The sequence below is a fragment of the Agarilytica rhodophyticola genome (assembly GCF_002157225.2).
GTDB lineage: Bacteria > Pseudomonadota > Gammaproteobacteria > Pseudomonadales > Cellvibrionaceae > Agarilytica > Agarilytica rhodophyticola.
In genome coordinates this window covers 1728760-1750571 of sequence record NZ_CP020038.1, presented here as the reverse complement: position 1 = coordinate 1750571, position 21812 = coordinate 1728760, and the positions used below count along the sequence as shown (strand labels likewise).

The window sequence follows — 21812 nt, the reverse complement described above, 5'->3', positions numbered from 1 at the left end:
CTGCTTATGTATAAATTTATGATTAATTTTGTATTCTCTATTTTATTGTTACTTTTAGCTACTTGCTTACGAGCTGAGTCGGTTTGCTTAGTTAATGAAAGCTCTAAAGTTGACGGTAATATTCATTATACTTTTCTTGGCGATGGATTTATAAGGATTGATGTCCGATTTAAAAAAAATCAGGAAAATGATAATTTTTTTAAGGAGGCTGAACTTTTTTATGGCGTCCCTTTGAAAATTGATAACTACGAACTGTTAGATGATAGTAAATTTATTCTTCAAACAAAACTTATTCTTTTGGAGGAAGAAACAATGCTAAGTTCTACTTTTACTGTTAGTGAATTGTTCTCGCCTTTTTCAATATTGATGACTCTAGGGTCGCAAAGTTCGTCAGGAATATGCGATAAAAAATTTGTTAGAACTGTTTCTAATGATGATATAGATTCATCTAAAACGTTTGGAAAAATTAGTTTGCGTAAATAGTTTTAAGCACGAGGCATCATAGATAAAGCAAAGGTTTTCTTAAAAAATATTAACTAGATGGCAAGAATATTTAGTTAAATATTTTTAAATAGATATGATGAAAGTTAGGCTCTATTTAGATCTAAGGGCTGGCTTATGATATTGTTTAATTACATGGCGCTTTAAAGAGCCGTCAGTTATTGTTTTATAATAGCTGGCGGTTTTTTGTTATTGCTAGAATTAAAATGTATTTGTTCCTGAGTGTGTGGTTTACGAAAACTTGGCTGGAGAGAAGAAATATGGGGAAAATAGAGCATTTAAAACTTGTAGCAATGTTCTTGGGCTGGATGTTAGTGACTAGTAACGTCTATTCAAAGGAAGAGAATTTGGATGTCAGTTGGTATGGGACTAAGCGTTATAAAGAGCTTGTTAAAAACTCACCTATCAGTGCTGATGAAGGTAGAAAAATAATACAGAACATTGTCATTCAAAATAAATTGTCGCCATCCAAGTACGGAAACGTTCCTGAGGGGCCTTCTTTCATCTATGATAATTTTATGTTTTTCTCTTTTGAATTAAAAGGTGAAGTGAGTCTGCAAGGATTTTATTTAAATACCGATAGCAGAGAGGTAGAATATCGTCGGACTTCAGATAAGGTCTATATAAAGAAATCATACTTTAAGCATAATAATAAAATCAAGAGGTGGAAATACCTTCAATTCCTCAGAGACAAAGGGTAATAGACCAACTTAGACAGGACGCAATAATTACACCAGGTCTTCCAGAGGACGTATTAGACGTACTATCAACTCATGAAATTAGGCACGAAGATACTTTTGAATTTTCTGGGGTGTGGGAGCCGGGTTATATCGGTATAGGTAATGGTAACCCAGGTGGACGTATGAATTGGGACGCAGCAGGTAATTTAAATAAGCCTGAATTAGTTGACAGCTTTTTTCATGAAGTTCAGCATGGCCGAGACCCGAGAAAAACAATAGTAGATCATCCATCTACTGGAGCAACTCCAGAGTTTCAAAGCCAAGTTGATGAATTAAAAAATATATTTAACCAACACTGGGGTGTAAAATGGAAGTAGAAGGTTTGAGTACTAAAGTTAAACAATCTATTACAAATAAACTCGGAACAAGTTTTTTAATTAATTTTGTTGCCGTGCTTATCCTGATCCAATTAAATAATGAAGCAACCGCAGAGGTATATGACTTTGACTCGGAAGTTCATAAAAATGTTAGGCTTTGCCAACCTAAAGACCCTTTTATGTTCACGAAGGATATTTATTTAGATCGAAAATATATTGAAAGTCGATATGAAAAAGAAAGTGTTGTTAATCAAATATTGACATTAGATCTAGATTACAGGAAAAAAGCTTTAGTCCGATTAAGTGGACATAAATCAAAGAATGGAGTTCATAGAGATATCAATGACCAATTGAAAACTTACGGATATATAAACTTTGTAAAGGTAGCAGAATGCTTAGTTCAGAATCTAAATGATGGAGATGAGCTATATTGGTTTGACAATAAGTCAATATCTCCTAGCGTTCAGCGGGGTTATGTCATTTTAAGAGATGGCATAATAATAGCTAGAGCCGTATTACGTGAGCGGTACGTTAATTAGTGGTAAAATAACTATACATTATGATATAACAAAGTCGAAATAATTATTTAAAGTTAGTTTACTAAGAACAAAGTTATTCAACTCAGGACCGTTAAATAATTTATATGTACTAGGCATATATATCAAGGTCGCTAACATCTACTGTGAAATAGTTGGCGACCATTTTTTATACTACTCAACCAGTATAGAGAAGCTTCTTCTGACCTCCTATTGGCCAACCCCTTTAGCTTTTTCCGGCCAGCCCACACCCATTTTTTTAGTTCATATGGAACACTATCATAGTCACTACGGTTTAGTTTTCTTCGGAGTGTAGAGCGCTGTAAGGTGCCTGCGCCTAAATTAAAAGTAGAGGATACAAGGGCGTCAAATTGACCGGCTGTCAGCGGGACATTAATCAATCGGGTGACCGCTCTCTCTGTTGTTGTTAAATCCTTTTTTAGTAGTTGATCGGCTTCCTCTTCAGTAACACCCTTACTAAAATCATCATGATCCCTAATGAGATGACCGTAGCCAATGGTCGGATAGTTAGCAGGACAAATATATACTGTGTTGCTAAATCCTTCATATTTTTTAATAAGGTCGATACCGGCTTGATTGGTTTTTCTCATAAGCTTTTTTCTTAATGTGTATGTCTAAATTTTGATAGCGCGCGCTGACCGAACCAAAAACTAATCACCTCCGCGAATAGTGCTTGTGTGTCTGCGTCCTAGATTTGGGGGAGCGCTTGATATAAGTGAATATTGTGATCGGTAATGAGAATATAAAGTGTACACGCTTTGACAGGCGCGAACAGGGTGAAAAATAAATAAGTAATCACTGGCCGCACGGATGCACGTAGTTGCCCTACCCATCCCTCGTTAGATAAACTGGCAGGCTCAGTGATATTCGCGCGTCCTCCATACTCGGCACCCATGATATTCAAAACCATCATTATGAGTGGGATGATATTGGGAATTTACAATCGCGCAATGATTACAGTGGCAGTAAAACATTAGATGAGAGTTTTACTTATGATGATTTAAATCGCTTACGTACCAGCCATGTCATAGGCCGTGACGTGCAAGAAGTGCGCTACGATAGTTTAGGCAATATTGTGTTTAAAACCGGTGTTGGCGATTACAGTTACGGCAGTGATTGTGTGTCTACCACTCACCCAGATACTTATGGGCCTCATGCCCTTTGCCACACCAGTGAAGATAATGCCCACTATGCCTACGATGCTAATGGCAATATGTTTGCTGATGGTACTGGGCGTAATATTCATTACACCACCTTTGATAAGCCCGATGAAATTACTAAGGATGATACGCGCATTACTTTCCGTTACGCCCCGGATCGCAGTCGCTATTTACGCACGGATGAAAATACTGAGGGTACTACTACGACCCGTTATATCGGCAAAGTGGAAAAACTCACCCACCCCGATGGCACTCAAAGTATTAAACGCTATCTTCCTGGTGGGGCTTTAGTCACCATTAAATTAGACAGTGCGGGTAGTCGTGTTAATCAAGAGACTCAATACCTCCATAAAGATCACTTGGGATCATTGGATGTAATTACCAATGCAATGGGCACTATTGCGCAAGACGAAAGTGGTAGAGATCTCGTTTTCAGCTTTGATGCGTGGGGACAAAAACGTGCGGCGCTAGATTGGTCGACCTTAATGGATAACGCGTTAAGTGATTTTAATACGCTGGTGGTCACCTCCCCTATTACACGGGGTTTTACCATGCACGAGCATTTGGATGCAGTGGGCTTAATTCATATGAACGGCCGTATTTACGATCCAAGACTCGGCCGTTTTATGCAAGCCGATCCCTTTGTGCAAGCAGCGAGTAATACCCAAAGTTATAATCGTTATAGCTATGTGTTTAATAATCCCCTTAATGCCACCGACCCCAGTGGGTATTTTAGTGTGGGCGGATTTTTAGGCGCAGTACAAACAATCGTAACCGCCATCGCCGCCATCTATTGCCAAGCGTGCATTCCTTATATTTCCGCCGCATTTGGGGCAGTACACGCCGCACGAGCCGGCGGTGATTTAGGGGATATTGCCCGTGCCGCCGTCAGTAGCTACGCCTCTGCCAGTATTACCTCTTCATATTTAGCCGATGGCTTTTCATGGGAAGGCTTACTTCAAGTAGCCGTGGCCGGCGGTATTACCAACGTGCTCAATAACGGCAAATTTGGCCATGGATTTATCAGCGCCGGTGTCGGCACAGCGTTAGGAGGGAAACTCGCGCCAGTCGCCAACGAAACGACAAATAACATATTAAAAGGTCTTGGCAGTATCGTGTTAAGTGGTACAATTTCCAAAGCAACCGGAGGGAAATTTGCAAATGGCGCAGGGAGTGCTGCTTTTGCGTGGGCCGTGGGGGCTGGAGTGGAGAGGCTTAATAAGCCGGAGCCTGCGGCCTTTGCTGATAAAGCTGCAGGTGACTACACCGCTGAAGATGTTATCGACATAATTAGGTCTACTAAAACAGGGAAGGCTGCTTTTGATTCAGCAAAGCCTGAAGTTGTTTTGGATAGTAAGAGGGGGGCATATTTTAATTCAAAAACTAACACCCTTCACCTAAGAGCTAACGCTAGCCTTGCTGTAAATGTTCGATCCATGGCCCATGAGCTTGGTCATGCGTATCAAACACATTTAGGAATTAATAAACCTTCTGCGAAAAAGATGTCGAGAGAAGATTATATCAATGGAATGATAACTAATGAGTCTATGGCAGATCATATGCGGCATCAAATTTATTCTGAGTTAGCAGATCCAAGCATGATGGCTAAGCCTACGGGACATGATGCTTGGGTTGGGGCTAAACCGGCAGAAAGGATGCAATTGATTAAGGATAGATTTAGGGGGCCGGCTGCGATATATAAAACTAGTACTACCGGTCAGACATATGGGGATTACTATGGAGCTTACTGGGATAGGGTGAATCAATAATGTTTAAACTTACAATTCAGCTGACTATCGTTTTCGTATTCATGGGGTCCATTTTTAACTCTTGTTATGCAGAGAAATCGACCGTGGAAAATGACGAAATCATAAAATTGTTAAAATCGCAAATTATGGATGCTGATTTTCAGAATGTTCTATCTAGCTCTGATGATGTTGATATACAGAGTTTGATAAATAGAAGCGATTTTACGATTTACAAAATTTCATTTCATGATTTGGGTTTGAATGAACATGATTTCACTTTTGCTCTAAATGAAAATTCTGATAAGGTAATTTTGTTAACTGGGTCTTTAAATAATTATAATGAATATATTCTTCCTTTATACTCCAGCCTTTCCCCGTCAAATGTTAAAACGATTGTTGCTGAGTCTTTTCTATTTACGAGGGTGTTTTATAAACAATTTGTTGTTCTTGATGATTTGAGTAAGGCCGAAGAATGGTTAAGTGAAGAGGCGCTTGGTGCTCTGAAGAAAAATCGTTACAAGATGGATTGCGTGACTGATAATGAGGGTTATATGTGTCATGTGCCAATTGTTTTGGGTCGAGATTTGATATTGAGGAAGGTTGTTGTAAAGAAAAGTGATATAGCTTTTGAAGATAGATTAGTTGTCAAAAATGCGAGTAAGTTTTTTAATCCTCATGACTAACATTTAAATAAGACACCCACCTTAAGCCCTAGATTTTTAACCTAGGGCTTTTTATTATTTACTGTCTTATCCTCTTATATATTATTTTCCACCTCACTTATCACAGGTCACCACCAAACACCTATCCCTGACCCTCACCTTGACCGGCGCATTAATCTCAAACCCCGCTTGAATTAACCAATGGCCTTATTCATTACACCACCTTTGATGAGCCGGATGAAAACACTGACGGCACCACCACGACGCGCTATATCGGCAAAGTGGAAAAACTCACCCACCCCGATGGCACTCAAAGTATTAAACGCTATCTTCCTGGTGGGGCTTTAGTCACCATTAAATTAGACAGTGCGGGTAGTCGTGTTAATCAAGAGACTCAATACCTCCATAAAGATCACTTGGGATCATTGGATGTAATTACCAATGCAATGGGCACTATTGCGCAAGACGAAAGTGGTAGAGATCTCGTTTTCAGCTTTGATGCGTGGGGACAAAAACGTGCGGCGCTAGATTGGTCGACCTTAATGGATAACGCGTTAAGTGATTTTAATACGCTGGTGGTCACCTCCCCTATTACACGGGGTTTTACCATGCACGAGCATTTGGATGCAGTGGGCTTAATTCATATGAACGGCCGTATTTACGATCCAAGGCTTGGCCGTTTTATGCAAGCCGATCCCTTTGTGCAAGCAGCGAGTAATACGCAAAGTTACAACCGGTATAGTTATGTGTTTAATAATCCCCTTAATGCCACCGACCCTAGTGGGTATTTTAGTGTGGGTGGATTTTTAGGCGCAGTACAAACAATCGTAACCGCCATCGCCGCCATTTATTGCCAAGCGTGCATTCCCTATATTTCCGCCGCATTTGGGGCAGTACACGCCGCACGAGCCGGCGGTGATTTAGGGGATATTGCCCGTGCCGCCGTCAGTAGCTACGCCTCGGCCAGTATTACTTCTTCATATTTAGCCGATGGCTTTTCATGGGAAGGCTTACTTCAAGTCGCGGTAGCCGGCGGTATTACCAACGTGCTCAATAACGGCAAATTTGGCCATGGATTTATCAGCGCCGGTGTCGGCACAGCGCTAGGAGGGAAACTCGCGCCAGTCGCCAACGAAACGACGAATAACATATTAAAAGGCCTTGGCAGTATCGTGCTTAGTGGTACAATTTCCAAAGCAACCGGTGGGAAGTTTGCTAATGGGGCGGGCAGTGCCGCTTTTGCTTGGGCGGTTAGGGCTGGGATAAGTTCTCGGCAGTCTGTTCTACAAGATAGCGGTCATGGCAATACGCCTATAGGAGAATGCGCTTCAAAGGGCAAATGCCATTTTAATGATTTTACACCCGAAGAAAGAGCTGCGATTCAAAAGAAAATTGATACTCTTTCTGTAGACTTACAAAACAAACCTTTTAATTCTACAGAAGACGCAGCCATTGCTTTACATGAGTCAGGTTTAGTTGAATATGGTAGTGAGCTAGGCATAGAACTTTGGGCAAAAATAGATGATCAAAATAATATATATGAAGTTTCAACAGGTTTTGATCATAGTGCAGCTATTGGTGCAACTGAAACTTTACCCTATAAGCATAGTGCTTGGCATACTCATCCAAGCGGTAACTGGGTTCATGCTGGAGATTTGGAAGCAATAATAAATAGAGGTGGAGCCGCTGTATTTGCTTCTGGAAGAGAGCTTAGTAGGATGAGAAATCCTAATTTTGATCCAGCTACGAGAATTGGTAGTGGGTCGCTTAAAGATTTTTCAAGATATAGAAGATCAGTAGGCAAATTTAAATTTGAAGTTTATAACGATGGACTATGGGATACTTATGAAACACGTGGCCACTAAATTTTTCGTATTATTTTTATTTTTTAATTTTAGTAATTCACTTGCCTATGAAAAAAATATTGAAGATACCAGTTATTTTTCTGAAAAAGACTCAATTGCATTTGTACTAAAATTAAGTGGGAAAATTGGATGCGGATATTTTAATTCACTCCTGCATAAAAATCATATATCTACAACTCATAACTGTGATAAAAAGCTAATTCAGAATAGATTGGATAATTTAAGTAAGGATATAAAATACGAATCTTTTCTCATTGTAAATAATATAAGAGGCAAGTTTCAGCCAGGACAAATAATCAAAGTGCCTTACGACAGAAACCCTGGCCCATCGACCTTACAGACAGGTGAAGAGGGTGTTATATTTTTTAAAAAATTGACTCATGAGGGTAGAGACATTTATTTGTATAGCAGCTGTGATGTTTTTTACTCAGAAGATATGGTAGATTATTTCTCTTCACAGGAAAACTATAGTAAAGATACTTTGATTGATTACATTATTAACAAAAAACTTTCTAGTTGTAGCTGACTAATTAACAGACAATACAACTATCCAAAGCCCTAGTTAACTAGGGCTTTTTATTTTTTGCATTTCAGGCTACATAATTTACAATCTAACTGTTGATGACCAAATTGGCATAGTAGTTTTGGCCAATTTGTTGGTCGTAGTATGTGTTAAAAATAAGTAAGCGGTGGACTAACTCCACAATTTTAGTTAGGTGTAGCGTCCCACTTTACTCTCATACTTTGAACCAAATTATTCATCATACGATTGCCGTATAAATGCACAGTATTACCCCATTACTATCGTACACTAAAATAGCAGTACCACATTATTATCATACTTCTTTCCACACTCGCATCATAACCTTTGTGGATAACTATTTTTGATAACGAGAAGTCGAAAAAAAAGGGGGTTCGCCCCTTCATGATGTTTGTTTTAATGCTAGCGCAGCGAGCATTAAAAAGACCGGGTGAAGTCGTCAATAGAAGAAGAATGATATTCCTCTTTGATGTCCACGCCCGTTTTGTTTTAAGCCACTTGCTGCTTGGGCACTCAAAGTATTAAACGCTATCTTCCTGGTGGGGCTTTAGTCACCATTAAATTGGATGCATCAGGTACACGTGTTAATCAAGACACTCAATACCTCCATAAAGATCACTTGGGATCGTTGGATGTAATTACCAATGCAATGGGCACTATTGCGCAAGATAATAGCGGACGCGATTTAGTCTTTAGCTTTGATGCGTGGGGACAAAAACGTGCGGCGTTGGATTGGTCGACCTTAATGGATAACGCGTTAAGTGATTTTAATACGCTGGTGGTCACCTCCCCTATTACGCGGGGTTTTACCATGCACGAGCATTTGGATGCGGTGGGCTTAATTCATATGAATGGCCGCATCTACGATCCAAGACTCGGCCGTTTTATGCAAGCTGATCCGTTTATTCAAGCAGCAAGTAATACGCAAAGTTATAACCGATATAGCTACATTAACGGCGATCGTGGCTGTGTCTTGTCAAGCCTGTTTGCCTGCGCTTGCAGGAATGTTTGGTGCGTTGGATGCCGCCATTGCCGATGGTAATTTAGGGGATATCGCTTTGTCGGCAGTCAGCAGTTATATATCAGCCAGTATCACCTCCTCATTTCTCGCTGAAGAATTTTCCTGGACGGGACTGCTTAAAGTCGCTGTGGCCGGCGGTATTACCAGCCTGCTCAATAACGGCAAATTTGGGCATGGATTTATTAGCGCCGGTGTTGGCACAGCGCTAGGAGGGAAACTCGCGCCAGTCGCCAACGAAACGGCGAATAACATATTAAAAGGCCTTGGCAGTATCATGCTTAGTGGTACAATTTCCAAAGCAACAGGAGGGAAGTTTGCAAATGGAGCGGGAAGTGCTGCGTTCGTTTGGGCTGTTAGGGCTGGGATTCGGGGAGAGACCACAGCCCCCCTAGCGCCACAAACTGGCGGTGTTTCGGATCTGTCTATGGATTGGACTGCCGATGATATTGTAAGAGTATCTTCGGAGTCTGAATTTGCTCGTAAGTTAATGAGTAGTTTGAAAGTTAACGTCGAAATTGTCAACGACAAAACTACATCAAGTAAATATGATCTAAGTGAAAATACTATTATAGTTAATAGGCGAACTTCGAGGACTTTAGGTGCTGCCCTTAAAACATTCGCTCATGAGTTAGGGCATGTTTACCAACATGCAAATAATATTAATGTTACAAGAGGTGCTAGAAGAGAGCCTAACCGTCAAAGATACATTGATGTAAGGATAAGAAATGAAGCAGCAGCAACAGCGTATGCCGCAGAAATTTATAAACAGCTAGGTAAGTTTGAAAGCCTAAGTTTTCCTCCAGTGCCAGTTAATGTAGATGCTTTTCTTGGGATGAATATTCAACAAAGAACAGATTACTTAATCCCCAGTTACTATAATGGGAAAATAAATAATCGTTTTGGTTCCTATGTCGACTATTATGGAAATTCTTGGGATAGGGCTAATGGGGTAGATTGAGAGCTTATATGATAAATATATTTAAACAAATGCTTTTTTTATTTGCATATTTCCAATGCACAGATTTATTCGCTGATGATTTAATAGGGTCTAAATTAAATGAACTAAAAAATAGGTCAAGCTTCCTTGAGTTTGTAAGTTCTTATGATAATTATGAAATAAAGAAATTTAAGTTGGGGTGCCTTAAAATTGAAGGCTTTTATGAGGTTTTAGCATTTGGCGAAGACTACGAGAGAATTCCAGGGTTTGTTTTTTATTTTGATGCAGAGTATTTTGGGATCGTGACAGAAAGCATTTCTGTTCTTAATGATGTACTCCTAAAGAAAAAAAGCCAATTTTTATATCAACCTGATGAATGCCTGACTGAAGATATTTTAAATCTTACAAGGCCTCAATATAGAATTTTCAAAATAATAAAAACGCCTGCCAATGCAGACAAATGGTTGCTGGAAAAGTTTGTGCCAAAAGATCAGAGCTCCTACTTCAATAAGGTTGTGACGGATAAAGGTTTTAAACATGACTTAATTATACTTGATGGTACAAACCTTTATAGGCGAGAAGTCTTATTTGTAGATAAACGAGTAGAGTTCAATGACGTTTTAGTATCAAGAAATGCCGCAAAGATATACGATACACATAATTAACGATAAACAAGCCAACCATATTAAGCCCTAGACTTTTATCTAGGGCTTTTTATTTTTACCTCTTACATTTTGTCTTACGTCTCACTTATCACATATTAACCCCCAAAAATTACCTCTCACCCTGATTTTCATTAGTGTATTAATACCACTTGGATCTACAAAAATAGCACCACTGGCACTCACCTTGGTGTGCTGCAAAATGTTGAAGATGTGATCAGCGGCTACCGCAAAGTATTTATATACCATGCACTCACGCGCCGTAGTGAAACCGCCACCCATCTTACCGCTAAAGACCTGCATTATGAATTTGAGAGAGTTGGGTATCGTCATGTGTGCGAGTGTTACGAGCATAGAAGATGAGCTTTTTTAGTGGCCAGGGCACCGCTAAGTCTATAGCGATGAGCGTCATATATATCTTAATATAATAACCAAAAACGGAAAAAACAAAGATATAGGAATACGAAACAAAAACAAATGAAAAAGTCATACAAAGAAAAATGTACGAACTTGAATATAATAGTGAAAATCTACTAACCGCGAACCACTCAATAATTTCTACTGCCAGCTAAACCCAGCGGGCTTGACACCCACCTAAACCAAATGATTATTTTGTATTCTCAAAAAAGATCTCAGACGTTCGAAGAATGTTTTACTAATTTTATCATTGATTTTGAAAATCGAAATACCATAGTGAATGAAATTATCAAAGGTAACATTTTTTAAGAGCCATACGATGTTCGAGTGAGAAAATAACAGCAAATATTAAACTATAAAAATAAAACAAAAACAGTATTTAAGTTAACTATATAATATATACCTAATACTACTCCTAACAACACGCAAAATTACCATCAAATCTTTTAACTAGCCTTCCCCACCAAGATCTCGCGGCTAAAAACCGAACTTTTTAATTCATTTAACTACCCATGGAATAACTTATTAAAGATACTTAACTTTATAAATTGTCTAATTTTTATAATGTTAATTGTATAACTTGATAATTAAATTAATCATAATTTTCAGGAGCTAATTAATTGATTTTAAGAAACACAATAAGTAATTTTTCTACATGCCCACAGTCCGGAAAAAATATAACCAACGGAAGCCAACCATCCATATTAAACTTCAAGCCAAAAGTTGAAGTGGCTACAGCGTTATTTGGTATTGCAAAAAGCAACTTGATTGAGCAGGCAGGCTATGAAGTTGGATATGCAACTGGGCCACACAAGAAAAGGCGTGAGGATACACGACCAAATTTAGAAAGTTTCGCATCGTTACATGGTAAAGATAATCGTCATATGGTTTTTTCAAAAGATGATGGTGAAGACCCAGCAATGGATAGAACAAAAACACTACTCGATACTTACGGAGTAAGAAATAAGAGTAAAAGAAGGTCTGTTTTTGCTCACGGGAGACGATCCGATGAAGTTCAGCAAAAAAAAGAGGGCGTAGTAAAGATTAAAGATAAAGACAAAATAATTGAATATAGCCCCTTAGAGTTTTCAGTCGCTGTCAAAAATAAGCTTCCCTCCCCAGCATCTTCAAGAGGTAGCTCTATAGAAATAGGGGTATGTAATTCTACTATTAAGGGCGCTAATGGAGGCCCTTCAATAGCTCAAAGTTTGGCCAACATGACACGAAGAAACGTACATGCACCAAGCCATGGCCCATCTGTGCTCAGAACGGATAAAAAGACAATGCAAGCAACCATAGTACCACAAGACCCAACTGCATATATGCAAGTATTTAAACCTGCTCGCAAATGATGATATTGGGCAACCAAAATTATTTTCTTCACTATAATCGAGTATAAATTCGATACTAAAAAATACAATAATTTATCCTTATGCCTACAAACAAAGATAGTTTTTACTCATATATAGGGTTTCCTCATATATAGGGTGTCCTCTTCGATATCCGATTTAACTCGGGTATCGAATTATGTTAGCAAGGCGCGGTGTCCAAAAAAATTGTTCGCCTTTAACTTCATACCCTTACCTCCGATTAAAGAATATAATCACCAGCGTATAAAAGATTATTTTAATAATAGGAAAATTTCTTGTGTATTATCTTTTTTGTACTTAGAAAATATTAGTACCGCTATCTCAAGCTTACCAACCTCAGAAAAAAACACCGCTCAAACTCCAAGGCTGCCACTGCAGAAGGTATTTCCCCAAGTTAGCAGTATAAGTGTAAAGTAATAAAACAGAGAGAATAAAGAAGTCTTACACAGGTATCTTTATCTGACAGCCATAAAAATTTCTTAATAAATCGCACTGGCAGTGTAACAAAATGTTATTCTCTAGATACAGCCTGTTACACATTCTTATATTCTACTAATTGGTTAAGCATATAAAAACATACTTCAATCTAAATATCTTTGCGCTCTGCGTTAATTTATTTTTTGAAAGCTAATTAGTTTATACTTCATTTTTATTACAAAATTTTAATCTAAAAAAGTTTATTGTTCATACTCGGTTCAGTTTAGTTTTATATCATCTTGCTGCTGTTAACCTGTTTTAACATCTATTTTTAATATTTCGAATTTTTTATGAGAGCTTATTATATGCTTTTTAAAATATGTAAAAAGATTCTACCTGCAGCCGCCATATGCTGCACTGTATTGCAGACCCATGATGCACATGCTATTAACGATCAAGTTGAAAAGAAAAAATTCAATAGTGAAAGAAAAACGAATAAAACTGTACGAAGTACTAGAGAATATTTTGTACGTTTAAATGTACTTCCACTTATTCCATGGACGAAAAACCATGAGAAAAACGCGGCAATCGTAACATCTCAAAGAAAAGTAGAATATGCTAACCAACTTAAGAAGCTAGTTGCAGACAAAATGGCAGAATTCGAATCTCAGGGTTTAGAGACGAGTGACGCTGTGGTATTAACAGATGTAGGTTTTAGTGTTTATGCTAAGGAAGATGAAATTTTATCATTAAGCAAAAACCCTGGCATTAAATCTATCATTGCTAAACAGAAAGTAAAGTTCTATCGCGATCATAGCACTTCTTGGGTTGGTGGAGATCGTGCCCACGCAACTGGTATTACAGGGAAGGGTCAGGTAATTGCCATAATTGATTCAGGACTTGATTACACGCATAAAGATTTTTCTGGTGACGGTAGCTATTTAAATAATGATCCTAATATATTAGAACCGGATTCTTTTCCCACTCAGAGAGTAATCGCTGGCTATGACTTTGTTGGTGATGTTAAAGGCGATGAGGGGCCAAAACCTGATCAAGACCCAATGGATTTTGATGGACACGGAACCCATGTTGCCGGGATTGCTGCGGGAAATGGTATCGAAGGAATAATCGCTCCAGGTATCGCTCCGGGAGCAAGTTTGATGGGCTATAAAGTGGGTTCTGATAATGAGGACTCGGACACAGATGAAGGATTCTTCAATAAGGTCGCTAATGCTATAGAATTGGCAATAGATCCAAATCAGGATGGCGATATGAGTGATTCAGCTGACGTTATTAACTTGAGCTTGGGAGAACCATTCGGTGATTTATTTGGTCCTGCAACCGTAGCTATAAAAAATGCTGTGGACAGTGGTGTTTCTGTTGTCCTCGCCGCAGGTAATTCTGGTAATAATGTGCGTTACGACATCAGTAATATTGGTGTTGCAGTTGAAGACTCTATTGTAGTTGCTTCCAGCGTACCTGGTAACGTACCCAAGATGTTTGTACCGTTAATATCTGATTCTGGAAAGCGTTTTGAGTTTTTTGCAACCTATGCCGACAAAACACTGGCACCAGCGTTGGATAAGATTATTGTGGGTGATATCACAATGGCAATACCTTTTGATGGATGTTCCAAGTTAAAGAACTCCCTGACAAATAAAATAGCCATGATTTCTGCAGATACAAAAAATTGCCAACTCAATGTTAAGTTGAGACATGCCTTACAAGCGAAGGCCGATGCCGTTGTGTTTGCAAGTACATTATCGAATCTGCCACAGGAACTAGAAGGTGATAGTGTAGTAAAAATTCCTACATTAATGATCTCATCACAAGATGCCTCACTATTGATTAACGAGTTAGGTAGTAATAAAGTTAGAGCTGAACTGGCAAAAACAAATGTCAAACTTTACGAAGCCGATGACAATATAATTTCAGATTTTAGTTCTAGAGGCCCAGGGGCTACTGGGCTTTTTAAACCAGATATTTCTGCACCAGGATTTAATATAAATTCTACGCGGGCTCGTTCTGGCGATAAAACCGAGGTGTTATCTGGTACTTCTATGGCTTCACCGCAAGTGGCTGGTATGGTAGCTTTATTGAAAGAAAAATTCCCTAATTTAAAGCCCTCTGCAATTAAAGCTATCATTCAAAATACTAGTACACCGGCAAAAGTACTTAACGTCCCCGAAGCAAGTCCACCTTTAAGTTTGCAGGGAACGGGTGTTATCAATATAGAGAAAGCACTTCAAGCTTCAAGTTATGCTTATCCGGGTGGCATTGGTTTTGGTTTTGTTAATCCCGAATACAATGCTTCAGCTACTCGTTATCTCACCATCACTAATATGTCCGACACAGGGAAACGCTATACCATTCACCATGAACCAAATCAAACTTTACCTGGGGATGTTGTCTCAATAAGTATCAATAATGAAGTATATGTCAGCGCAGGTAGTACTCAAAAAATTCCAGTGAACTTGCATATTAATGCGCATGGTATACAAAATATTATGAGAAATGAAGTGGATGGTTGGTTTGTCATAAATAGCGGTGACGAAGTTATGCGAGTGGGCTATATGGCAGTGATTAGAGCTGCATCACGCCTAAACTTCAGCCAACACGGCGATATAGTAACACTCCGTAACGATGCCTTTGGCGATGCTATAGCGTATCCCTATACATTATCGCTAACACAAGACAAAAATGTAGAAGATGTTAACTCTATAAAAAGTATCGGTTTTCATAGTATTAGTGATCAAGCTATATTGATCGGTGTTAACGCTAGTAACGATTGGGCAAGCTTCGGGACAAAAGCCTTAGATATGTTAATCGATCATGATGAAGATGGTAACGACGACTTCTTAGTAAGCGTAGCTCACCTATCATATTTCGGAGAAGAAGGTAATGATTTTGCCGTGAAAGTTGAAGATTTGGTAACGGAAAATGAATTTTTCTTTAGCCCTGCATACCCCGCTTTTAATAACTCCATTATAAGGTTTGCAATTCCTCAGGACTTTATGAAAAAAGGGGATACGAGTTTCAATTATAGAATTCGTATTAGAGATCGCTCTGTTTTAAACGAAGAAGGCTTTGTTGGTGGAAAAATAGATTTAACAAAACAGGTGAAATTTGCAGAACCTTCAATTACCATAAAGCCACAACAAGCGGCTTCGATAAAAGTCAGTGGTTCTGGAGAAAGCCTTTGGCTAACACCCACTGAGAAAAAAGGGCGTCGCTCGTTAGTCAGATAATTTAGTGCGTATAGACTGGTCTGACCACGACCATATCTGACATATTTCTTTGAAAAATAGAGAGTTACCCGTTTTGATAAAGGTACGAATCTTAAATCAAAACAAAGGTAACTCTCATGTTGCATACTAACAACCTACTATAAAACACAAAATCGGTTTACTTAATCTAGCACAAGAATTAAGTAATTTGGCTAAAACCTGTAAAGTGATGGGCGTATCACTTAATACATCTTACCGCTAACAAAAACTTTCTGAAGACGACGACCTTAATCAACTGAATAATAACAACCGACGCACACTGAGTATGAAGAATCACGTTGATTCTGCCGATTAACAAACTAAAAAAGGAGGTCAAAAGCTGGGAGTGTATTAACTGCTCCCATTGTTAAGGCATCATGAATTATCGGTACCACCCATATTGACGGATAATGATACAGAGTATTATGGCCGCGTCAGCTACTATGGTTCCCTGCTACCGATTTATGAGATTGATCATACTAAGGCAAAAGTGATGTCACCCAAAAAAGGTGATATTTTACCGTTTTAAGAAGGCAATTTTGAAAAAATTTTATCGGATCACATTCAGAACAAAGCTAGATACATGGGTCAATGAGTTACAGTGAGATCTGGATGACTAGGTGGAATAGTGTAATAAAAACAAAATATATCAAGGAAAAGTGTGCTATATTCGAACACCTTGTAATACATTGGTTATAATGTTTAGCATTCAGTTGCATACCAAAGTTAAAGTTCCCTCAGTCTGCACACCCATATTTTCCAGAATAGTTTCTAAATTTGATATCTCAACAATATTAGGCACAGGTAACTTTTCTAAACCAATGATATTAAACCATATCATACATTAAATAATAATCTTTTCTTAAGTAAGAAATTGTTAATCTGATTTTTATTCATCATCTAAAAATAGAGTAGTTTCACCTATTGATGACTTTTTTAATTTTATACGGTTTAATATAAGTAGTGCTACCCATTGACAAGAACCCTCTACAGTTGCTGCATAAATATCAATAACTATTTGTGGATTACTATTAATAGACGCGTCAATAATTTCATATAATTGAGATTCGTAGTTGCGTCTAACTGTTCTGCTCTCCGCCAGGTGTTATGAGCATATAGATAATAGATTGGCTTAAGCGATCAATACCTACTCCCTTATTTCTAGTGTCGACCAATTCCATTTAAGATTAAAATAATCAGGTGCGTATTTTTTAAATTTTGGAGGTATGAAATTGAAATTCAGCCACCTAAAACTAAAGGGCCAAAACATAAGGCCTTGTATAATATTTCGGTAAATAAACATGTTATCTTTCTTTAATGCAACAACACATGCCACCCAATAAGAAAGCTACATAAATTTATACGCACAGGATTTCGCCCTTAAGCATAGCTCGACAATATAATTAATAGCAGCGAGAAAGATGAGATTATTTATATACACTATATACACTATTAACAATACATTGAAAAACATTATGCTTTGGCATTTAACACCTTTTTACTTTCATAACCTTATTTTAATAAATAATTTTTTTCAGCTACATTCTAAATACTGGAAGTTTTAAGGCGCATTAAAATGACAATAAATAAAAAATATTTTAAAAAGTCGTATTAATTTTTTATGAGATGATAGTTAGCTCTCACTTTTATAGAATTAAGTATTAAAAAAAACATATATAATTTAATAATAATTTTTCACACACAACAATCGGTAAAACCAAAATAAATATTAAACATACTTGCTTTTCCGCTATTATCGGTGCCTCTTTATTTTTTAGTCAACTTAGCTTTGCAGATATTACACAGGGAGTTTTTGAACCAGGAAAATCACTACCAATAGGAATATCAGTAGGCGATACTAGAGCAGAAGTCGAATCAGTGCTGGCAACCATACCTGAGTTTGATTTAAATGATCCAGATAATACTATTTGTGACGCCCATAATAATTGTTTTTATTTCGCAGAAGTTAGCACGGATAATTTTGAAGTTTTAAAAATTAGTTACCTAGATGACTCTGCAAGAAATCTTACTTGGACATTCGGAGACTGGACAGTGAATGGAGTATCACTAAATGATATTGCTGAGGAGACATTTACGGAATCAGTTTTGGTCGCAGCTTTTCCAACAGCACGGTTAGCTCGGATCGTGAATTTTAGAGGTGTTAGAAGAGTAGTTATGACAAGTCACAGCGAAGGTGTAAGTATTGTTAATGACTCATTCCTAGGCACTCTTGCAGGAACAATACAAGAAAAATTTTGACGTAAACTATGTTGACCATACAACACAGTTTACGTTTTTAGTTTATTATTAAATTTAAAAGAAGTGTTATTACCATAGTAACACTTCTTCATAAGTGTGGATTAAACTTACTAATATGATATCCAAGCTTTGTATCTCATTCTTTAGTTATGATATTGCCATCCATCGTAAAATCTTTGAGTTCCTTTGCAATTCAAAACTAAAATGATTAGCTACTGTTTGCCTTAATTTTGGACATCAAAAATTTATATTCGACTACCTAAAAGTAAAATTATTCCACAATAATAATTATCTGCCCCGTTAGAAAAACAATCATCCACTTAAACTTCTCTTCCTATAAAATCTTTTTCACATGAGGGGCGACATTGACATATTAAAACCACAAGGTATTAATCTTTATATATATTCACTCACCTCATCATGTTATATTAGAAGGGACAAAAAATATACCACAGACGAGCTTAAATATTTAATATCAATAACAGAATACCTCTTCTAAATAAGTTTTTTTATTAATTTTTTAGCTTTATCTTTCTCATCTTCCGTTATTTCCAATAGCTTATCCAAATCTTTAAAGGTACAGCTAGGATCTAGGGCTTTTTTAATCCAACTGTCTATTGAACTCCCTTTTAGGCCCAGCATACTATCATCTCTAGATTCTGCATACTTTTCTATACTATCATAGATTTTTTGCTCGTCTTCTGGCAGGTTTCCGTCAAAAGGACGGTGACCATAGGCAAGTTCAATAGCACTTATACCTAGTGACCATATATCTTGATGATTATCATGTAACCCGTGGCCCCCATTTTTATCAGCGGCTATATATGCTGGTGATTTGTAATGAGGAGTAGTCACCACTGTATCAGTAGGTGCTTTTTCTATCGCCGTAGTTCCAAAATCTGCGATCTTACTAATAACTTTTGCTTTCCTTGAAGCAATTTCAGGATCTAATTGCAGTAATATATTATCGGGTTTTAAATCTCTATGCACAGCTTTACCATCCATAAATTTAAGTCCTTCAGATACTTGTGAAATGATAAATTTTGCAATCGTTGTTCGATCTCGTTGAGAGATTTCACCACTACGCTCAAATGAATCCAACTTTTCAAGTAAATTTCTTACTGATCCTCCATTATAGAATGGTAAAGCCATATAACCTCTGCCTTCTACAGTTCCGAACCCTGCATAATCACATATATATGGAGATGCTAGCTTATTAATTTCTTCAAGTGCTTTTTTTTCCGTTGTAAAATCCTCTATCTGTATTTTCATTAGCTCTTCACGCTTTTTTGGGTCAACGGGTATATTTTTATCCATGTCTCCTTTACTTTCTACCGATCTGTATTGAAAATACTTTTTCACTACGATTTTATTTTGATTATCCGGGTTCTCAAATAAAAATGCTTCCCCTCCAAAACCTGTACCTAACTTTTTTATTTCCTTGAATGTTTCTTCTCCAATAATTATCGATTCAACACCGTGTGCATCACGATAAGCTTGCTTAATACTAGATACAGTTCCATCTAACGATGGCTCAACATTCAATATAGAAGCGCCATCTGGTAGCTTAAATTTATCCAACTTAGATACACGTCTTTGATTACTATCATAAGTATGTCCGAAATCTGTAGGTAACTTATCTTTCTTAACATTAGCTTCCACTTGACGATCTATATCATGAAGATTGGATTTATTATGTATTAACTTAGAAAGGTTAGAAGGTAAAGGAATTTCAAACCGCGACCCGACAGAAATACGATACGGTATAGGTTTACCTTCGAGCGAGCTAGTTGCTTTTGGAGAAATTATTGTTGCACTACTTTCTCCTACACGTATTGCACCACTGCGTGATTTTAAATCTGTACCTGGAATTGGGACGTACCCCGGTATAGCTGTAACTCGAGTAGAGGCACCAGCAATATTTGGCATCAAATCGGACAAATGCAGCAACATATTATTAACTCTACGCTGAGAGCTAGGCGATACATCACCATTCAATTCTTGAAGAAATTGTTCCGGTACATCTGGGGATGATTGGCCTGGAGCAGCAGAAATCTTACCATTTTTTACATAGGTACCATCTTCATTCGTAACATTTAAAACACAACCCGAAGCACCATATGGAGTAATATGAACCATAGGCTTACCCATAATGTAAGACTGGGGAAAATTTGACATGTCCTGATGGCTTGTAATAGCACCGGCATATTTAATATCAATGGATCTCTGGGCAGAAGAATTTAGTTTATCATCAAACTTCCCAGTATTAATTCCACTCGCATTAATCAAATAATCAAACTCTTTCTTTTTATCATGATCGGTAACTTGTACTTTTTTTGGCTTTCCCGGGATATGCTTTTCCTGAACATTACTAGGTTCGACGAAAGTGTTTTCTTTGATATCTACATTTTGTAGCTCATTTCTTATAGAAACTTTAGCTCGCTGAACGTTTATACCTGGTTCATGGACAAGTGCAATCGGCCATTGTAACTCGTCTATAACATTAGCATCTAGTTGTTTAGACCACTGACGAACCCATTCATCATTTCCTGACAACTTATTTGATTCAGTTCTCAATTTTAAAATATCTTCTTTCGTATACGATTTATAATATTTATCGACATCACCAAACACTTTATTTGAATAATCTTCCTGAACTTTAGATTTATAAAGTGAAGCTTGGCGCTCAGAAGCAGATACCAACATTTCAGCAGTCCGGGAATCATTCTTCTTCAATGCGAATATTGTTGGTCGATTATTCATTGCATCGGGTAAAATTTTAGCAAATTCTAGACTAGATAAAAAAATTTCATCTCTTTCTTTAGCTGGCAAATGACTATAACCAGGACCACCACCGTACAAATGTGCTGGGATTTTACTCGCTCCTTCTAAAAGACCGTTTTTTTCATAAATTGTTACATTATGTCCAGCTCGAGACATTTGGATCGCAGATAAACAGCCGGCAAACCCCCCTCCAATTATACCGATATCCTTTTTTTGAAACTTCGTCGGATAAGCGTTTTTCGGCATAATCAGGTTATTAATCTTAGCCGTCGATTGGTAGTCAGAACTGTCTTGTAAAAGATAGTGAGTAGACTCTGATCTTATGTTGTTATTTAAAGGCGTAAAATATTTAATATCCGACAGAGATTTACTCCTTTTCATCGCTGTACTCACGCTCGTATCGGGCAATGAATTTATAACGACTTTCGCATTAATAAGTCCTTGGGTGTCGGCTTCGATAGATAATTGCGGTTTAGCACATGTAGAGATAGCATCCGCCAATGGATTAGTGGTTGCTCCTGCATAGTTAACAGAATGTCCGTATGCTTTATAGTCAGATATTTTTTGTAACAAATTTAAATCTCCTGA

At 37.7% G+C, this 21812-nt stretch carries 19 protein-coding genes and 1 pseudogene; 15 read left to right on the top strand and 5 right to left on the bottom strand.

The features are described 5' to 3' along the window. Positions 1-18 precede the first annotated feature (18 nt). From BVC89_RS07315 to BVC89_RS07300, 4 genes are all read left to right on the top strand, one after another. Positions 19-483, top strand: a complete 465-nt coding sequence (locus BVC89_RS07315; RefSeq protein ID WP_158657829.1) for a hypothetical protein — start codon at positions 19-21, stop codon at positions 481-483. Positions 484-761: 278 nt separating this feature from the next. Continuing rightward, positions 762-1202, top strand: coding sequence for a hypothetical protein (locus BVC89_RS07310; RefSeq protein WP_103654242.1), 441 nt, complete (start codon positions 762-764; stop codon positions 1200-1202). Then, positions 1166-1558, top strand: a complete 393-nt coding sequence (locus tag BVC89_RS07305) for a hypothetical protein (RefSeq protein WP_086930557.1) — start codon at positions 1166-1168, stop codon at positions 1556-1558. Before BVC89_RS07310 ends, BVC89_RS07305 begins: the two co-directional genes overlap by 37 nt. After that, positions 1549-2097 (top strand): hypothetical protein, encoded by a 549-nt coding sequence (locus BVC89_RS07300; protein WP_086930556.1) that lies wholly within the window; start codon positions 1549-1551, stop codon positions 2095-2097. The genes BVC89_RS07305 and BVC89_RS07300 overlap by 10 nt, the downstream gene beginning before the upstream one ends. 131 nt (positions 2098-2228) lie before the next feature. Here the strand turns inward: BVC89_RS07300 and BVC89_RS07295 are convergent, their stop codons facing one another. Together BVC89_RS07295 and BVC89_RS07290 are read right to left on the bottom strand one after the other, a co-directional pair. Continuing rightward, positions 2229-2705: a lysozyme gene (locus BVC89_RS07295; RefSeq protein ID WP_086930555.1), complete on the bottom strand. Its 477-nt coding sequence runs from the start codon at positions 2703-2705 to the stop codon at positions 2229-2231. 98 nt (positions 2706-2803) lie between these two features. Then, positions 2804-3010, bottom strand: coding sequence for a hypothetical protein (locus BVC89_RS07290; protein ID WP_086930554.1), 207 nt, complete (start codon positions 3008-3010; stop codon positions 2804-2806). A gap of 144 nt (positions 3011-3154) precedes the next feature. Here BVC89_RS07290 and BVC89_RS07285 point away from each other — a divergent pair, with 144 nt between their 5' ends. Further along, on the top strand, positions 3155-5044 hold the full coding sequence (locus BVC89_RS07285) for an RHS repeat-associated core domain-containing protein (RefSeq protein WP_086930553.1): 1890 nt from the start codon (positions 3155-3157) through the stop codon (positions 5042-5044). 83 nt (positions 5045-5127) lie between these two features. After that, the gene (locus tag BVC89_RS07280) at positions 5128-5706 is read left to right on the top strand and encodes a hypothetical protein (RefSeq protein ID WP_158657828.1); all 579 of its coding nucleotides are present in this window, start codon (positions 5128-5130) and stop codon (positions 5704-5706) included. A 93-nt stretch (positions 5707-5799) separates the two neighbouring features. Here the strand turns inward: BVC89_RS07280 and BVC89_RS30700 are convergent, their stop codons facing one another. Then, complete coding sequence (locus tag BVC89_RS30700; protein ID WP_086934546.1) at positions 5800-5880, bottom strand: SymE family type I addiction module toxin; 81 nt, start codon at positions 5878-5880, stop codon at positions 5800-5802. Positions 5881-5966: 86 nt separating this feature from the next. On the opposite strand from BVC89_RS30700, the gene BVC89_RS07270 reads away from it, so the two are divergent. The 5 genes from BVC89_RS07270 (at position 5967) to BVC89_RS07250 (ending at position 10714) form a co-directional block, all read left to right on the top strand. Beyond that, the gene (locus BVC89_RS07270) at positions 5967-7550 is read left to right on the top strand and encodes an RHS repeat domain-containing protein (protein WP_086930551.1); all 1584 of its coding nucleotides are present in this window, start codon (positions 5967-5969) and stop codon (positions 7548-7550) included. Beyond that, on the top strand, positions 7531-8076 hold the full coding sequence (locus BVC89_RS07265) for a hypothetical protein (RefSeq protein ID WP_086930550.1): 546 nt from the start codon (positions 7531-7533) through the stop codon (positions 8074-8076). Before BVC89_RS07270 ends, BVC89_RS07265 begins: the two co-directional genes overlap by 20 nt. Before the next feature lie 520 nt (positions 8077-8596). Then, complete coding sequence (locus BVC89_RS07260) at positions 8597-9133, top strand: RHS repeat domain-containing protein (protein WP_086930549.1); 537 nt, start codon at positions 8597-8599, stop codon at positions 9131-9133. Next, positions 9060-10070: an ImmA/IrrE family metallo-endopeptidase gene (locus BVC89_RS07255; RefSeq protein WP_158657827.1), complete on the top strand. Its 1011-nt coding sequence runs from the start codon at positions 9060-9062 to the stop codon at positions 10068-10070. Before BVC89_RS07260 ends, BVC89_RS07255 begins: the two co-directional genes overlap by 74 nt. Positions 10071-10078: 8 nt before the next feature. Then, entirely contained in the window at positions 10079-10714 is a 636-nt protein-coding gene (locus tag BVC89_RS07250) for a hypothetical protein (protein ID WP_103654241.1), read from the top strand. An 81-nt stretch (positions 10715-10795) separates the two neighbouring features. Here BVC89_RS07250 and BVC89_RS07245 read toward each other — a convergent pair whose 3' ends face one another. After that, the gene (locus BVC89_RS07245; RefSeq protein WP_086930546.1) at positions 10796-11065 is read right to left on the bottom strand and encodes a hypothetical protein; all 270 of its coding nucleotides are present in this window, start codon (positions 11063-11065) and stop codon (positions 10796-10798) included. Positions 11066-11748: 683 nt separating this feature from the next. Between BVC89_RS07245 and BVC89_RS07240 the strand changes: the two genes are divergently transcribed. The 4 genes and pseudogenes from BVC89_RS07240 to BVC89_RS07225 all read left to right on the top strand — a co-directional run bounded on the left by BVC89_RS07240 (position 11749) and on the right by BVC89_RS07225 (position 18440). Next, entirely contained in the window at positions 11749-12480 is a 732-nt protein-coding gene (locus tag BVC89_RS07240; protein ID WP_086930545.1) for a hypothetical protein, read from the top strand. Between the two features lie 800 nt (positions 12481-13280). Next, positions 13281-16163 (top strand): S8 family peptidase, encoded by a 2883-nt coding sequence (locus tag BVC89_RS07235; protein ID WP_158657826.1) that lies wholly within the window; start codon positions 13281-13283, stop codon positions 16161-16163. 116 nt (positions 16164-16279) lie between these two features. After that, positions 16280-16876: pseudogene (locus BVC89_RS30060) on the top strand (helix-turn-helix domain-containing protein); the annotation flags it as partial. A gap of 1183 nt (positions 16877-18059) precedes the next feature. Then, a complete protein-coding gene (locus BVC89_RS07225; protein ID WP_086930543.1) occupies positions 18060-18440 on the top strand; it encodes a hypothetical protein in 381 nt (126 codons plus the stop codon). Positions 18441-18935: 495 nt separating this feature from the next. On the opposite strand, the gene BVC89_RS07220 is transcribed toward BVC89_RS07225, so the two are convergent. After that, positions 18936-21797: an FAD-dependent oxidoreductase gene (locus BVC89_RS07220; protein WP_086930542.1), complete on the bottom strand. Its 2862-nt coding sequence runs from the start codon at positions 21795-21797 to the stop codon at positions 18936-18938. Positions 21798-21812: the final 15 nt, after the last annotated feature.

Excerpts from the sequence above, each read along its gene's own strand:
- BVC89_RS07290 (WP_086930554.1), bottom strand. The coding sequence starts at position 3,010 with ATGGGTGCCGAGTATGGAGGACGCGCGAATATCACTGAGCCTGCCAGT.
- BVC89_RS07300 (WP_086930556.1), top strand. The coding sequence starts at position 1,549 with ATGGAAGTAGAAGGTTTGAGTACTAAAGTTAAACAATCTATTACAAAT.
- BVC89_RS07295 (WP_086930555.1), bottom strand. The coding sequence starts at position 2,705 with ATGAGAAAAACCAATCAAGCCGGTATCGACCTTATTAAAAAATATGAA.
- BVC89_RS07310 (WP_103654242.1), top strand. The coding sequence starts at position 762 with ATGGGGAAAATAGAGCATTTAAAACTTGTAGCAATGTTCTTGGGCTGG.
- BVC89_RS07245 (WP_086930546.1), bottom strand. The coding sequence starts at position 11,065 with ATGCTCGTAACACTCGCACACATGACGATACCCAACTCTCTCAAATTC.
- BVC89_RS07315 (WP_158657829.1), top strand. The coding sequence starts at position 19 with ATGATTAATTTTGTATTCTCTATTTTATTGTTACTTTTAGCTACTTGC.
- BVC89_RS07235 (WP_158657826.1), top strand. The coding sequence starts at position 13,281 with ATGCTTTTTAAAATATGTAAAAAGATTCTACCTGCAGCCGCCATATGC.
- BVC89_RS07265 (WP_086930550.1), top strand. The coding sequence starts at position 7,531 with ATGAAACACGTGGCCACTAAATTTTTCGTATTATTTTTATTTTTTAAT.
- BVC89_RS07250 (WP_103654241.1), top strand. The coding sequence starts at position 10,079 with ATGATAAATATATTTAAACAAATGCTTTTTTTATTTGCATATTTCCAA.